Raw genomic sequence first — 13,784 nt, 5'->3', positions numbered from 1 at the left:
ATCGCTAGGCAAGACCTTGGGACTGTGCACAAACGCCATCCAATCAGAAACGCCATCCAATCAGAACGGGCGGGAAGCCCTGTCGGGGGGGAGATATCGATGAGTGATACGCCGAGCCACGCGCCGGTCAAATCTATCATGCCGAAATGGGTTCGCGGTCCGCAGGACTTCGTCGGCGGGGTCGCGCTGATAGCGATCGCGCTGTTCGCCCTGTGGGCGTCGAGCGATTTGCAGGGCATGCGGGGATTCTCGTTCGGAGCCGGAACCGCACCGCGCATGTTCGCCTTTCTGTTGCTCGGATTGGGTGTTGCGGTGATGGTCGTCGGCCTCCTCACCGAGGGCGCGCACCTGGCGAAATACCATTGGCGCGGTCCGCTGTTCGTATCGCTGGCGATCCTGTCCTTTGCGCTCATGATCCGCCCGATGGGCCTGATCGTCACGGCGTTCTCGAGCTTCCTGATTGCGGCATTGGGCACGCCGGAAACGAAATGGACGGAAACCGTCATCGTCGCCGTGTGCCTGACGGTGTTCTGCAGCCTGTTGTTTCCTTACGCGCTGGGTCTGCCCTTGCAGATGCTGCCCAAATTTATGATCCGGTGAGGGTGTGATGGGTGACGTTTTTTCAAACCTTAGCCTCGGCTTCGGCGTCGTATTCCAGCTGGTGCAGTGGACCCCCGCTTTTCTTGGCGGCGTGTCCATTCCTATTCCCGTCAACATTCTGCTCTGCCTGATTGGTGCGCTGGTCGGAACGCTGGTCGGTGTGCTGCCGGGCATCGGCACCATCGCCACGGTCGCCATGCTGCTGCCGATCACCTTCGGCCTGCCGCCGGTCGGCGCACTGATCATGCTCGCCGGCATCTACTACGGTGCGCAATATGGCGGTTCGACCACCTCGATCCTGGTCAACATTCCGGGCGAGGCGGGCTCCGTGGTGACCGCGCTCGACGGTTTTCAGATGGCCAAGAAGGGACGCGCAGGTCCGGCCCTGGCGATCGCGGCGATCGGCTCGTTCTTTGCGGGCTGCGTCGCGACCGTCCTGATCGCCGTGCTGGGTGCGCCACTCACAAAACTCGCGCTGGCGTTCGGGCCCGCCGAATATTTCTCGCTGATGGTGCTCGGCCTGATCTTCGCGGTGGTGCTTGCCAAGGGCTCGGTGCTGAAGGCGATCGCGATGATCGTGTTCGGCCTGCTGTTGTCGATGGTCGGGTCCGACATCGAGACCGGCGCATCGCGGATGGCTTTCAACATCCCCGAACTCGCGGACGGCCTCGGCTTTGCCACCGTCGCGATGGGCCTGTTCGGCTTCGCCGAGATCATCCGCAATCTCGATGCGGGCGGCGAACAAGATCGCCAGCTGGTGCAGCAGAAGGTCACCGGCCTGATGCCGACCAAAAAAGACCTGCTGGATTCCACCCCGGCGATCCTGCGTGGCACGGTGCTGGGATCGATCCTCGGCATTCTGCCGGGCGGCGGCGCGGTCATCGCATCCTTCGCCGCCTATACGCTGGAAAAGAAGGTATCGAAGCATCCGGAGAAATTCGGTCACGGCGTGATCGAGGGTGTCGCGGCGCCTGAAAGCGCCAACAACGCGGCGGCCCAGACCTCGTTCATTCCGCTATTGACGCTCGGCATCCCGCCGAACGCTGTGATGGCGCTGATGGTCGGCGCGATGACCATTCACGGCATCGTGCCGGGACCGCAGGTGATGCAGAAGCAGCCCGAACTCGTCTGGGGCATGATCGCTTCGATGTGGGTCGGCAATTTGATGCTGCTGATCATCAACCTGCCGCTGGTCGGGATCTGGGTGCGGCTGTTGCGCGTGCCCTATCGGCTGATGTTCCCCTCGATCGTGGTGTTCTGCGCGATCGGCATCTATTCGGTGAACAATGCGCCGACGGACGTGGTGCTCGCCGGCGTGTTCGGGCTGGTCGGATACTGGCTGATCAAGCATGATTTCGAGCCGGCGCCGCTGCTGCTCGGAATGGTGCTCGGACCGCTGATGGAAGAGAACCTGCGCCGGGCGCTGCTGATCTCGCGCGGTGACTGGTCAGTGTTCCTGACGCGTCCGCTATCGGCGGTGTTGATGGCCATCGCTGCAGGCCTGCTGGTGCTGGCGGTACTGCCATCGCTCCGCAAGAAGCGCGATCAGGTGTTCGTGGAGTCCGAGAACTGACCTGCGTCGGCTCGCCACAGCCCGAAGTCGAATCGACTTCGTTCGTTGTTTCGTGAAATGGAAATGCCGGCCGGTCGGGCCGGCATTTGCTTCAATGGCTTTAGCTGGGAGAATTAGATGAAACTGTATGGTCGTCGCTCTGTGGCGGGTGGTTGCCTGGCCATCCTTGCGGGGCTGGTCGCGGTTGCCGCGCCGGCCCAGGCGCAAAACTACCCGACGCGCAGCATCACCATGATCGTGCCGTTTGCGGCGGGCGGTCCGACCGACGTGATCGCCCGCATCGTCACCGGTCATATGGCGCAGACGCTCGGCCAGGCCATCATCATCGAAAACGTGGTCGGCGCCGGCGGCACCACCGCCACGACCCGCGCGTCGAAGGCCGCCAATGACGGCTATACGCTGATCACCGGGCACATGGGCACGCATGCGGCTTCGGTGCCGCTCTATCCCAAGCTCGCCTATCATCCCGAGAAGGATTTCGAGCCGGTCGGGCTGCTCGCCGGCACGCCGATCCTGATCCTGGCGCGCAAGGATCTCGCGCCCAAGGACCTCAAGGAATTCATCACCTACGTCAAGGCGAACGAAACCAAGGTCAACGCGGCGCATGCCGGCGTCGGGTCGGTCTCGAACGTGTCGTGCGAACTGCTGAACTCGGTGCTGGGGGTCAAGCCGGTCGGCGTGCCCTTCAACGGCACCGGACCTGCGATGAACGCGCTGGTGGCCGGACAAGTCGATTACATGTGCGACCAGATCGTCAACGCCGTGCCGCAGATCAATGGCGGCACCATCAAGGCCTATGCGATTGCGACCGCCGAGCGCAATCCGTCGCTGCCCGATGTTCCGACCACCACGGAAGCCGGCCTGCCGGCCTTCCAGGCCCAGGCGTGGAATGCGATTTTCGCGCCCAAGGGAACGCCGGCGCCGATCATCGCCAAGCTGAACGAGGCGATCGTCAAGGCACTCGACGACGAGAACGTCAAAAAGCGCCTGCTCGAACTCGGCAGCGTGATCCCGGGCCCCAAGGATCGCACGCCGGAAGCGCTGGCCGCACTGGTGAAGAGCGAAATCGCGAAGTGGACGCCGGTCCTCAAGCCGGCAGGTTGATCAATCCGATCAAGTAGATAGGTGAGGGGCGGAACGCAGGTTCCGCCCCTTGTTGTTTCACGGAAGGCGCATCACTTTTCCGGGTATAATCGGGGCGTAGCCGAATCGGTGCTGTCGATTGCCGCGTCCGGCCGCTAAATTCGCCGTCCCGAAAGGCTTGCGAAACCGACGCCAAGAAGGCTCCTTGATCAAGAATGAATCAGTACCACGACCTGCTCGAACGGATCCTCGCTGACGGCGCGGAGAAGCACGACCGCACCGGCACCGGCACGCTGTCGATCTTCGGTCACCAGATGCGCTTCAACTTGAGCGCCGGGTTTCCGATGCTGACCACCAAGCGGCTGCCGCTGAAGGCGATCGTGCACGAATTGCTGTGGTTTCTGGCCGGCGACACCAACATCAAATATCTCAAGGACAACGGCGTTTCGATCTGGGACGAATGGGCCGACGCCAATGGCGATCTCGGCCCGGTCTATGGCTCGCAATGGCGATCCTGGCCGGCGCCCGACGGCCGCCGCATCGACCAGATTTCCAATCTCATCGACATGATCAAGCGCAACCCGGATTCGCGGCGCCTGATCGTGAGCGCGTGGAATCCGGCCGACGTCGACAAGATGGCGCTGCCGCCCTGTCACTGCCTGTTCCAGTTCTATGTCGCCAATGGCAAGCTGTCGTGCCAGCTCTATCAGCGCTCCGCCGACGTATTCCTCGGCGTGCCCTTCAACATCGCGTCCTACGCGCTGCTGACGATGATGGTGGCGCAGGTGACGGGATTGAAGGCGGGCGATTTCGTGCACTCGCTCGGCGACGCGCATCTCTATTCCAACCATCTCGAACAGGCGCGGCTGCAACTGACGCGGCCGACGCGGCCGCTGCCGGTCATGAAGATCAATCCTGACGTCAAGGACATCTTCGCGTTCCGTTACGAGGACTTCGTGCTCGAAGGCTACGATCCGCACCCGCATATCAAGGCTGCGGTGGCTGTATGAGATGCAGTGTGAGCGATTGAATGGCTCTTGCGATCCGCCGCGCGCGTCCCGATGAAGCCGGGCTTGTCTTGTCCCTGGTTCGCGAACTCGCCGAGTACGAAAAGCTGCTTCACGAGGTCGAGGCCACCGAAGCTGACATCGACGCCGCGCTGTTCGGCAGCCATCCGCGGCTGTTTTGCGAGATTGCGGAGTGGGAGGGCGAGCCGGCCGGCTTCGCGGTCTGGTTCGTCAATTTCTCAACGTTCAGCGGCCGGTCCGGTATCTATCTTGAGGATCTGTTCGTCCGGCCGGCGCAGCGCGGCAAAGGCATCGGCAAGGCGCTGCTGGCGCAGCTTGCGAAGCAATGTGTGGCCAACGGCTGGTCGCGCTTGCAATGGTCGGTGCTGGACTGGAATACGCCGTCGATCGACTTTTACAAATCGCTGGGCGCGGTCCTGATGGACGAGTGGACGGTGTGCCGGGTAAGCGGTCCGGCGTTGACGGCGTTGGCGCAAGGGACGCGTTGATGGAAATTGTTCTCATTGTCGCGGTCGCCGAAAACGGCGTGATCGGCGCTGGCGGCGCCATCCCGTGGCGGCTGAAATCCGACATGCAGCGGTTGAAGGCGATGACGATGGGAAAGCCGATCGTGATGGGCCGCAAGACCTTCGAGTCGATTCCGCGCCGGCCGCTGCCCGGGCGGACCAATATCGTGGTGACGCGCGATGCCACCTATCGTGCCGCCGGCGCCGTGGTCACGACTTCCTTCGCGGACGCCAGGGCAATCGCCACCGGCGACGCGCTGCGACGTTTCGCCACTGAGATCGCGATCATCGGCGGCGCGGAAATCTATGCGCAATGGATCGATCGTGCCGATCGGCTGGAAATCACCGAGGTGCATGCCCGGCCCGACGGCGATACGCGTTTCGCCGCAATTGCGGCTTCGGACTGGGAAGAGGTCGCGCGCGTGCGGAATCCGGCCGGACCCGACGACAGCGCCGACTTCTCCTATGTGACATTTCGTCGGCGCAGCACGCGTCAATTGTCGCATTAACCTCGCTAGCCAATGTTTGCATTGACAATTTTGGCCCCAATCATAGCTGCTTGAGACCATAAGCTTGCGTTGTAAGGGCCCGGGCGGTCCCCTATAAAGCCGGTCGGACATGCGAGGCCGGGCATTTTGCCCAATCAGGCGGACCCGGGCCCGCGGAGGAGACTTTTATATGCCGTGGAAGAATCAAGGCGGGGGCCCGTGGGGCTCGGGTCCGAAGGGACCGTGGGGCAACGGACCTCAATCGGTTGGGCCGCGCCCGCCCGATCTTGAGGACCTTCTGCGTCGCGGCCAGGACAAGCTGCAGAATCTTCTGCCCGGCGGCCATTTCAGCGGCATGGGCATCGCGCTGGTTCTGATCGGCGCGCTGGCGATCTGGTTCCTGTCGGGCTTCTTCCGCGTTCAGTCGGAAGAGCTCGGCGTGATCCTGCGCTTCGGCAAGCACATCAAGACCGTGCAGCCCGGCCTGAACTACCATCTGCCGTATCCGATCGAGACCGTGCTGCTGCCGAAGGCGCTGCGCGTTTCCACCATCTCGATCGGCATGACGCTTATCAGCGATCCGAGCGGGCGCGGCCGCACCATGCGCGACGTGCCGGAAGAAAGCCTGATGCTGACCGGCGACGAGAACATCGTCGACGTCGATTTCACGGTGCTGTGGCGGATCAAGCCCGACGGCGTCGGCAATTTCCTCTTCAACATCCAGAACCCTGAAGGCACCGTGAAGGCGGTCGCCGAAAGCGCGATGCGCGAAGTGATCGGCCGTTCCAACATCCAGCCGATCCTGACCGGCGCCCGCACCACCACGGAAGCCGGCGTGCAGGAGCTGATGCAGAAGACGCTCGACAATTATGGTTCGGGCGTCCAGATCACGCAGGTGCAGATGCAGAAGGTCGATCCGCCCGCGCAGGTGATCGACGCGTTCCGTGACGTTCAGGCCGCACGCGCCGACCTCGAGCGTCTGCAGAACGAAGCGCAGACCTACGCCAACCGCGTCGTTCCCGACGCACGCGGCCGCGCCGCGCAGATCCTGCAGGTCGCCGAAGGTTACAAGGAACAGGCGGTCGCCGAGGCCAAGGGCCAGAGCGCGCGCTTCCTGAAGGTCTATGACGAATACAACAAGGCGAAAGACGTGACGCGGCAGCGGATTTATCTGGAGACAATGGAACGTATCCTCGCCAACGCCGAGAAGCTCGTCTATGACGGCGGTTCGAATGCACAGAACATGGTGCCGTATCTGCCGCTCAACGAGTTGTCGCCGCGGCGTGCACCGGCGCCGCCCGCCACCGGTCAGCAGCAGCAGCAGCAGGGAGGCAACCGATGAGGTCTCCCGTCACAGGCATTGTCCTCCTGATCACGCTGTTCGTCGTCGTCATCTTCGGCTACAGCTCCGTCTTCACCGTGGACCAGACCCAGCAAGTGCTGGTGGTGCGGCTCGGTGAGCCCATCCGCGTCGTCACCGAACCGGGCCTGAACTTCAAGGCGCCGTTCATCGACACCGTCATCACGATCGACAAGCGCATTCTCGATCTGGAAAATCCGTCGCAGGAAGTAATCGCCTCGGATCAGAAGCGGCTGGTGGTTGACGCCTTCGCCCGCTACCGCATCAAGAACGCGCTGCGCTTCTATCAGAGCATCGGTTCGATCCAGGCGGCCAACATCCAGCTCACGACGCTGTTGAACGCGTCGCTGCGCCGCGTGCTGGGCGAGGTCTCCTTCATCACGGTGGTGCGCGACGAGCGCGAAGCCCTGATGCTGCGTATTCGCGAACAACTCGACAAGGAGGCCGACGGTTACGGCATCCAGGTCGTCGACGTGCGAATCCGCCGCGCCGATCTGCCGGAGCAGAACAGCCAGGCGGTCTATCAGCGCATGCAGACCGAGCGGGCGCGTGAAGCCGCCGAGTTCCGCGCCCAGGGCGGACAGAAGGCGCAGGAGATCAGGTCGAAGGCCGATCGTGAGGCGACCGTCATCATCGCGGAAGCCAATTCGACGTCCGAACAGACGCGCGGTGCCGGCGATGCCGAGCGCAACCGGCTGTTCGCCGAGGCCTATGGCAAGGATCCCGACTTCTTTGCGTTCTATCGCTCGATGTCGGCCTATGAAACCGGGCTTCGCAGCAACGACACCCGCTTCCTGCTGCGGCCGGATTCGGAGTTCTTCCGCTTCTTCGCCAATTCGGCCGGTCACCCGCCGGCCGCCGCCGCGCCAGCCGCGCCGAAGCAATAGCTCTCGGCCGGCCACACCATATCAGGCGAAGCGGACCCCGCTTCGCCTGCGATAAAAGCAAGAACTGCGTTCAGCGGGAGGTTGCCATCCGATGAGGTCCATAGCGTTTGCCGACTTCCTCATCGGCCTGGGAATCCTGTTTGTGCTGGAAGGCCTGATGTTCGCGGCGAGCCCGGCCTGGATGCGCCGGGCGATGAAGAGCGCGATGACGACGCCGGACAACATTCTGCGCGCGGTGGGCATCGGGTCGGCGGTCGTGGGCCTGCTCCTGATCTGGCTGGTTCGCCGCTAGCGCGCCAGCCGAGCCGACCTTGGCAAATCGCCTGCGGAATGAACGAAATCGTGAGCCGCCGATGGCCGGTTTTTCGCCGAAATGCCCGGTTCAAATGCTTGCGCCTCAGACCCGTTCGGGCGCACTGTGGACCCCAAATCGACCCGTTGGAGAGAAGCTGACATGACCGGAGCCAGACCCGCTTTGAGCCGTCGCCTGCGCATGATGGGGGCTGCGATTTCACTCGGCGCTGTCGGCGCTCTGGCTTCAGCGCCGGCTTTCGCGCGGGGCCCGGACGGCATCGCCGACATCGCCGAAAAGGTGATCGACGCCGTCGTCAATATCTCGACCTCGCAGAACGTCGAGGCCAAGGGTGGTGGTGGCGGGGACCGGCAGGCCACGCCGCAATTGCCGCCGGGTTCCCCGTTCGAGGAATTCTTCGACGACTTCTTCAAGAACCGGCGCGGCGGCGCTCCCAAGGGGGGCGAGCGAAGCGAGATGCAGCCGCGCAAGACCAATTCGCTCGGCTCCGGTTTCATCATCGATACCGCTGGCGTCGTCGTCACCAATAATCACGTCATCGCCGATGCCGACGAGATCAACATCATCATGAACGACGGCACCAAGATCAGGGCCGAACTGGTCGGTGTCGACAAGAAGACCGATATCGCGGTGTTGAAATTCAAGCCGGTGAAGCCGCTGGTAGCGGTCAAGTTCGGCGAGTCCGACAAGCTGCGTCTCGGCGAATGGGTGATCGCGATCGGCAATCCCTTCAGCCTCGGCGGCTCGGTGACGGCCGGCATCGTCTCGGCGCGCAACCGCGATATCAGCCAGGGGCCCTACGACAGCTACATCCAGACCGACGCCTCCATCAACCGCGGCAATTCCGGCGGTCCGCTGTTCAACCTCGAGGGTGAAGTGGTCGGCGTCAACACGCTGATCATCTCGCCGACCGGCGGCTCGATCGGCCTCGGCTTTGCGGTGCCTTCGAAGACCGTGATCGGCGTAGTCAATCAGCTCCGGGAGTTCGGCGAGCTGCGCCGCGGCTGGCTCGGCGTCCGCATCCAGCAGGTCACCGACGAGATCGCCGAAAGCCTCAACATCAAGCCGGCGCGCGGCGCGCTGGTCGCCGGCATCGACGACAAGGGCCCGGCCAAGCCCGCCGGGATCGAGCCCGGCGACGTCGTGGTCAAGTTCGACGGCAAGGACGTCAAGGATCCGAAGGACCTGTCGCGCGTGGTCGCCGACACCGCGGTCGGCAAGGAAGTCGAAGTCGTCGTCATCCGCAAGGGCGCGGAGGAAACCAAGAAGGTGACGCTCGGCCGGCTCGAGGATAACGAGAAGGTGCAGCAGGCCGCCGCCAAGTCGAAGGACGAGCCCGCCGCCGAGAAGCCGGTGACGCAAAAGGTGCTCGGTCTCGATCTGGCCGCCCTGAGCAAGGATCTGCGCGGAAAATACAAGATCAAGGACAGCGTCAAGGGCGTGGTCATCACCGGCGTCGACAATGCCTCCGATGCCGCCGAGAAGCGGCTGTCCGCCGGCGACGTCATCGTCGAGGTGGCGCAGGAGGCGGTGACGAACACCGCCGACGTCAAGAAGCGGGTCGATCAGATCAAGAAGGACGGGCGCAAGTCGGTCCTGCTGATGGTTGCCAACGGCGAAGGCGAGTTGCGCTTCGTGCCGCTGCTCGTGCAGTGATATGTCGTCCCGGCCTAGTGCGCAATTGCGCACGGGGGCCGGGGCCCATACACTGCGGCCGTGCTGATTGAGGCAGTGGCTGATACCTTCCACGCAATCGCCACCGGTGTCCCGGCCTTCGCCGGGACGATGCCGAAATCCCACCTCCACAAATTCATCTCGACGATACCGCCGCGCATGCGCGCCTGATCGTAACCCAATCCAGCACGACCTGACCTCGTGACCGGGGTGCGCAAGCACCCCTGCGTCACGTCGTGCTTGCCCGCGTCCAATGTCGATTAATTGCTTCCTTGGACGGGGGCCATAACCGACGATCGGCATCTCGGAAAACAGCGGGATCACCTCAACGGTCCCAACAGGCTGGCCGGGAGGTCCAAAGGGAGGACGCGGGGCTTGCGGGTGGGACCGGTCAGGGGCCGGCGCCATCATTGTCACCAAGCATGCCGTCAGAGCCCCTGGCGGCCCATGGAGATCACTCATGCCGCGCGCCAGATCCATCCCCGCCGCCGCGTTTGCGGCATGTGCCGTGCTCTGCTGGTCGATCGTCGCGCCCACGATGGCGGCGGCGCAGGATCTTGTGAAAGCGCGGCTGGCGCAGAATCTCGGTCCGATATCGGGCCTCGTCATCGTCGCCAAGGCGAAGGGAATGTTCGAAAAGCAGGGGCTCGACATTACCGTCGCCAACTTCACCTCGGGCAAGCAATGCCTGGATACCGTGCTGGGCGGCGGCGCCGATTTTGCGACCACGGCCGAAGCGCCCGTGACCGCGGCGGCGATGGCAAACCAGCCGATCGCGTTCGTCGCCGGCATGGAATACTCCGATCTCAAGACCATGACGGCGGCAAAGGCCGGGATCAGGACCAAGGCCGATCTGCGCGGCAAGAAGATCGGTTTCACAGCGGGCACCGGCAGCGAGGTCTACACCGCGACGCTGCTCAAGGCCGCGGGCCTGACGCCGGGCGACGTGACGCTGGTCAACCTGCGGCCGCAGGAAATGCTGCCGGCGATGGCGGCCGGTAGCATCGACGCGTTCGATACCTGGGAGCCGCATATCGCCAATGCCAGGAAAGCCCTCGGCGAGAACGCGGTGCTGCTCGACACCAAGGGTATTTACTCCGAGACCTTCAACATCGTGGTGACGCGGCCCTATCTCGACGCCAACGGCCCGCTGGTGCAGAAATTCTTACGGGCCTTGCTGGACGCCGAGGCCTGGCTGAAGGCGAACCCGGACGAGGCGATCACGACCATCGCCGATATCGTCGGCATGAAGCGCGACGAACTCGCTGCGATCTGGCAGGACTACATCTACCGCGTCCGTATCGACGATCAGCTGCTCGGCATTCTCAAGCTGCATGCGGCGTGGCGGCTGGAGAGCGGCAACCACCCGCCGGGCGCGACGATGCCTGACTTCGCCAAGGTGCTTGCGCTCGAGCCGCTGCGCGGCATCGATGCCGGTCGCGTGACCGTCTCGGCCAAATAGCAGATGAAGCGGATCAATATCCTGGTCGGCGCGCTCTCGATCCCGCTCTTTGTCGTGGCGTGGGAAGTGGTCGCGCGGTCGGGAATCGTCAACGCCGTGCTGTTTCCGCCGCCATCGGTCGTCGCGGTCGCCTTGGTCGAGTGGGTGCGAAGCGGGCAGTTCTTCCTCGATCTCGGGGCGAGCCTCTATCGCGTCGTGACCGGGTTCGTGGTGGGCGCGGCGCTGGGCATAGCGCTCGGCGTTCTCACCGGGCAGTTCGCGCTGCTATCAAGCCTGCTGTCGCCGCTGTTTCATATCCTGCGGCCGATACCGCCGATCGCCTTCGTTCCGATCGTGATCCTCTGGTTCGGCCTATCTGAAACCGGCAAGCTGTTCCTGGTGGTCTGGGGCGTCTTCTTCACGGTGTGGCTGTCGACGCATATCGGCGTGCAGAAGGTCGACCGCGGCCTGATCCGGGCGGCGCAGATGCTCGGAACGCCGCGGCGCCAGATGCTGCAGGAGATCGTGCTGCTCGGCGCCTTGCCCTACATCGTGGTCGGGCTTCGAACCGCGATCAGCATTTCGTTCTACACACTGGTGGCGGCCGAACTGGCGGGCGCCTTTGCCGGCATCGTCTACCGGATCGAGATCGCGCAGCAGAATCTGCAGACCGGCCAGGTGATGGGCGGATTGGCCGCGCTCGGGTTGATGTCCTTTGTCGCCGACCGCCTGTTCGCGGCGGTCGCGGAACGCACGGTGTGGTGGCGATGAAGCAGATGGTACATCGGTCCGAGCCGGCGTTGTCGCTTGCGCATCCGCAGCCGTCAGTTGCAGGAGATCGTGCGGCGGCCCGCACCATCATCAGCGTTGCCGACCTCAGCATCGTGTTCGACACGCCGCAGGGGCAGGTGATTGCCGTCGATCGGGTGACGTTCAGCGTGGCTCACGGCGAGTTCGTCTGCATCGTGGGTCCATCCGGATGCGGCAAGTCGACGGTGCTCAACACCATCGCAGGCCTGGAGACGCCGTACGGCGGCGCGGTGATTGTGGACGGCAAGCCGATGCAGCGCCCGCGGCCCGATGTCGGTATGGTGTTCCAGCAGCCGCATCTGTTTCCTTGGAAATCCGTCCGCAAGAACATCGCCCATGGTCCGCGCATGCTGGGGAAGTCGCGGAGCGAGGCCCGGGCGATTGCCGATGGCCTGATCGAGATGATCGGTCTCAATCGTTTCGCCGACGCCTATCCGCACACGCTGTCCGGCGGCATGCAGCAGCGCGTTGCGATTGCACGCGCGCTTGCCAACCAGCCGCGCGTGCTTTTGATGGACGAGCCGTTCGGCGCGCTCGACGCTCAGACCCGCAGCGTGATGCAGGACAGCCTGCTCGAATTGCGCGAGCGTATCGATGCAACGGTCGTGTTCGTCACCCACGACATCGACGAGGCCATTCTGCTGGCGGACCGGGTCCTGATCATGAGCGCGGGCCCCGGACGCATCCTGCGCGATCTTGGCGTCGATCTGCCGCGGCCGCGTTCCAACGCCATCATGCTCGATCCTGCCTACCTCGCGCTGAAGAAGGATTGTCTCGACCTGATCCGGTCCGAAGGCCGTCGCGCCTTCGATCAGTCGAGCGCCGGCTAGAGCGTTTTCAAAGCGAAGTGGATACCGGTTCGCGTTAAAGAAAACGCGTCAAATCAAAAATCTAGAGCCCTGTTCCGATTCCATCGGAACGGAAAAGGCTCTTACGGCGCCAAATTGCGCCTTCTTGGCACGAGTCTTGAATTGATCAGCTCAGTTCAAGGAGGCGACCATGACAGCAGCCCATGCGAGAGCCGCGGCCGGAATCATGCTGGCGGAATCGGACAGCCTCGTCCGCCCGCTGCCGGGTCTGCTGGATGAATTGTGCGAGGCAGATCGGCAGCGCCTGCGCGGTATCGGCCGCGACAAGCCTCTCGAAACCGGCCAGTTCGTCTGGCAGCAGGGCGATGGTCAGACCGGAATCTATTTGATCCGATCCGGCCGCATTCGGAGCTATTACGTCGCGCCGTCAGGGCGCGAGGTGACGCTGGCCTACTGGTTTCCGGGCAACTTCGTCGGCGGCCCGGATTTGTTCGGCACCGGACCGCATATGTGGACGTCGGTGGCGGTTGAGGCGAGCGAGCTGACGTTTCTGCCGGGACCGGCGCTGAAGAAAGTCGCGCTGGAGTCCGCTCCACTGGCGGTGGCGTTGCTGGACGCGCTCGCGTTCAAGGCGCGGTGCTATTCGGCGATGGCGCAAATGCTGGGGACGCGCTCGGTCACCGAGCGGCTGCATCGCCTGCTGATCTTCCTGTCGCGGATACACGGCATCCGCAACGGCCGCGAAACCACCATCGCGGTGCCGTTTACGCATGGCGACCTCGCCAATCTGATCGGCTCAACCCGGCAATGGGTCACCGTTCAACTCGCGCGCATGCAGCAGCGCGGCATCATCCGGTATCACCGCGGGCTGATCTCGATCCTGAACATGCCGGCGCTGGATCTTGAAGTGGTCTAGGTGGTGTGGACTCTAAGGATTCCCTTTTAGGCGCAAATCAGATTCAAGGCTTCTTTTTGGGAGGCAGTCTTGGGTGTGAAGGACCGTTTGGTTTTGAGCGACGCGGCGTGGGAGCGGCTGGCGCCGCTGATCATAGGTCGGCCCGACCAGAAGGGCTCGACGGGACGCGACAACCGGATGTTCGTGGAAGGGGTGCTGTGGATCGTGCGCACGGGGTCCCCCTGGCGCGATCTTCCGGAGGCGTTTGGGGATTGGAACAGCGTGTTCCGGCGCTTCAGTCGATGGAGCATCAAAGG

The 13,784-nt window shown here is 63.6% G+C and carries 15 protein-coding genes; all 15 read left to right on the top strand.

Features of this window, described 5'->3' with window-relative positions:
- Positions 1 to 99: 99 nt before the first annotated feature.
- Positions 100 to 600, top strand: a complete 501-nt coding sequence (locus tag JQ629_RS02900) for a tripartite tricarboxylate transporter TctB family protein (protein ID WP_212411054.1) — start codon at positions 100 to 102, stop codon at positions 598 to 600.
- A 7-nt stretch (positions 601 to 607) separates the two neighbouring features.
- Positions 608 to 2,173: a tripartite tricarboxylate transporter permease gene (locus JQ629_RS02895; protein WP_212411052.1), complete on the top strand. Its 1,566-nt coding sequence runs from the start codon at positions 608 to 610 to the stop codon at positions 2,171 to 2,173.
- Between the two features lie 117 nt (positions 2,174 to 2,290).
- The gene (locus JQ629_RS02890) at positions 2,291 to 3,277 is read left to right on the top strand and encodes a tripartite tricarboxylate transporter substrate binding protein BugD (protein WP_502752253.1); all 987 of its coding nucleotides are present in this window, start codon (positions 2,291 to 2,293) and stop codon (positions 3,275 to 3,277) included.
- Positions 3,278 to 3,471: 194 nt separating this feature from the next.
- On the top strand, positions 3,472 to 4,266 hold the full coding sequence (locus JQ629_RS02885; protein WP_212411050.1) for a thymidylate synthase: 795 nt from the start codon (positions 3,472 to 3,474) through the stop codon (positions 4,264 to 4,266).
- A 20-nt stretch (positions 4,267 to 4,286) separates the two neighbouring features.
- Positions 4,287 to 4,772: a GNAT family N-acetyltransferase gene (locus tag JQ629_RS02880; protein ID WP_212411048.1), complete on the top strand. Its 486-nt coding sequence runs from the start codon at positions 4,287 to 4,289 to the stop codon at positions 4,770 to 4,772.
- The gene (locus JQ629_RS02875) at positions 4,772 to 5,299 is read left to right on the top strand and encodes a dihydrofolate reductase (protein WP_212411046.1); all 528 of its coding nucleotides are present in this window, start codon (positions 4,772 to 4,774) and stop codon (positions 5,297 to 5,299) included. Before JQ629_RS02880 ends, JQ629_RS02875 begins: the two co-directional genes overlap by 1 nt.
- A gap of 169 nt (positions 5,300 to 5,468) precedes the next feature.
- On the top strand, positions 5,469 to 6,620 hold the full coding sequence (gene hflK / locus JQ629_RS02870; protein ID WP_212411044.1) for an FtsH protease activity modulator HflK: 1,152 nt from the start codon (positions 5,469 to 5,471) through the stop codon (positions 6,618 to 6,620).
- Positions 6,617 to 7,525, top strand: a complete 909-nt coding sequence (gene hflC, locus JQ629_RS02865) for a protease modulator HflC (RefSeq protein ID WP_212389929.1) — start codon at positions 6,617 to 6,619, stop codon at positions 7,523 to 7,525. Before hflK ends, hflC begins: the two co-directional genes overlap by 4 nt.
- Positions 7,526 to 7,616: 91 nt before the next feature.
- Positions 7,617 to 7,817, top strand: a complete 201-nt coding sequence (locus tag JQ629_RS02860; RefSeq protein WP_192737988.1) for a DUF2065 domain-containing protein — start codon at positions 7,617 to 7,619, stop codon at positions 7,815 to 7,817.
- Positions 7,818 to 7,979: 162 nt separating this feature from the next.
- A complete protein-coding gene (locus JQ629_RS02855; RefSeq protein WP_212411042.1) occupies positions 7,980 to 9,494 on the top strand; it encodes a Do family serine endopeptidase in 1,515 nt (504 codons plus the stop codon).
- 478 nt (positions 9,495 to 9,972) lie between these two features.
- Positions 9,973 to 10,974: an NrtA/SsuA/CpmA family ABC transporter substrate-binding protein gene (locus tag JQ629_RS02850; RefSeq protein WP_212411040.1), complete on the top strand. Its 1,002-nt coding sequence runs from the start codon at positions 9,973 to 9,975 to the stop codon at positions 10,972 to 10,974.
- Between the two features lie 3 nt (positions 10,975 to 10,977).
- A complete protein-coding gene (locus JQ629_RS02845) occupies positions 10,978 to 11,724 on the top strand; it encodes an ABC transporter permease (RefSeq protein WP_212411038.1) in 747 nt (248 codons plus the stop codon).
- Positions 11,721 to 12,593 (top strand): ABC transporter ATP-binding protein, encoded by an 873-nt coding sequence (locus JQ629_RS02840; protein ID WP_249134787.1) that lies wholly within the window; start codon positions 11,721 to 11,723, stop codon positions 12,591 to 12,593. Before JQ629_RS02845 ends, JQ629_RS02840 begins: the two co-directional genes overlap by 4 nt.
- A 169-nt stretch (positions 12,594 to 12,762) precedes the next feature.
- Positions 12,763 to 13,488, top strand: a complete 726-nt coding sequence (locus JQ629_RS02835) for a Crp/Fnr family transcriptional regulator (RefSeq protein WP_212389926.1) — start codon at positions 12,763 to 12,765, stop codon at positions 13,486 to 13,488.
- 69 nt (positions 13,489 to 13,557) lie between these two features.
- Positions 13,558 to 13,784: transposase (locus tag JQ629_RS02830; RefSeq protein WP_212411036.1), on the top strand; the 227-nt coding region annotated here is incomplete at its 3' end.

The organism is Bradyrhizobium sp. AUGA SZCCT0222 (assembly GCF_018130205.1).
Classification (GTDB): domain Bacteria; phylum Pseudomonadota; class Alphaproteobacteria; order Rhizobiales; family Xanthobacteraceae; genus Bradyrhizobium.
This window is presented reverse-complemented; position numbering and strand designations above follow the sequence as displayed.

Excerpts from the sequence above, each read along its gene's own strand:
- JQ629_RS02900 (WP_212411054.1), top strand. The coding sequence starts at position 100 with ATGAGTGATACGCCGAGCCACGCGCCGGTCAAATCTATCATGCCGAAA.
- JQ629_RS02895 (WP_212411052.1), top strand. The coding sequence starts at position 608 with ATGGGTGACGTTTTTTCAAACCTTAGCCTCGGCTTCGGCGTCGTATTC.
- JQ629_RS02890 (WP_502752253.1), top strand. The coding sequence starts at position 2,291 with ATGAAACTGTATGGTCGTCGCTCTGTGGCGGGTGGTTGCCTGGCCATC.
- JQ629_RS02885 (WP_212411050.1), top strand. The coding sequence starts at position 3,472 with ATGAATCAGTACCACGACCTGCTCGAACGGATCCTCGCTGACGGCGCG.
- JQ629_RS02880 (WP_212411048.1), top strand. The coding sequence starts at position 4,287 with ATGGCTCTTGCGATCCGCCGCGCGCGTCCCGATGAAGCCGGGCTTGTC.
- JQ629_RS02875 (WP_212411046.1), top strand. The coding sequence starts at position 4,772 with ATGGAAATTGTTCTCATTGTCGCGGTCGCCGAAAACGGCGTGATCGGC.
- hflK (WP_212411044.1), top strand. The coding sequence starts at position 5,469 with ATGCCGTGGAAGAATCAAGGCGGGGGCCCGTGGGGCTCGGGTCCGAAG.
- hflC (WP_212389929.1), top strand. The coding sequence starts at position 6,617 with ATGAGGTCTCCCGTCACAGGCATTGTCCTCCTGATCACGCTGTTCGTC.
- JQ629_RS02860 (WP_192737988.1), top strand. The coding sequence starts at position 7,617 with ATGAGGTCCATAGCGTTTGCCGACTTCCTCATCGGCCTGGGAATCCTG.
- JQ629_RS02855 (WP_212411042.1), top strand. The coding sequence starts at position 7,980 with ATGACCGGAGCCAGACCCGCTTTGAGCCGTCGCCTGCGCATGATGGGG.
- JQ629_RS02850 (WP_212411040.1), top strand. The coding sequence starts at position 9,973 with ATGCCGCGCGCCAGATCCATCCCCGCCGCCGCGTTTGCGGCATGTGCC.
- JQ629_RS02845 (WP_212411038.1), top strand. The coding sequence starts at position 10,978 with ATGAAGCGGATCAATATCCTGGTCGGCGCGCTCTCGATCCCGCTCTTT.
- JQ629_RS02840 (WP_249134787.1), top strand. The coding sequence starts at position 11,721 with ATGAAGCAGATGGTACATCGGTCCGAGCCGGCGTTGTCGCTTGCGCAT.
- JQ629_RS02835 (WP_212389926.1), top strand. The coding sequence starts at position 12,763 with ATGACAGCAGCCCATGCGAGAGCCGCGGCCGGAATCATGCTGGCGGAA.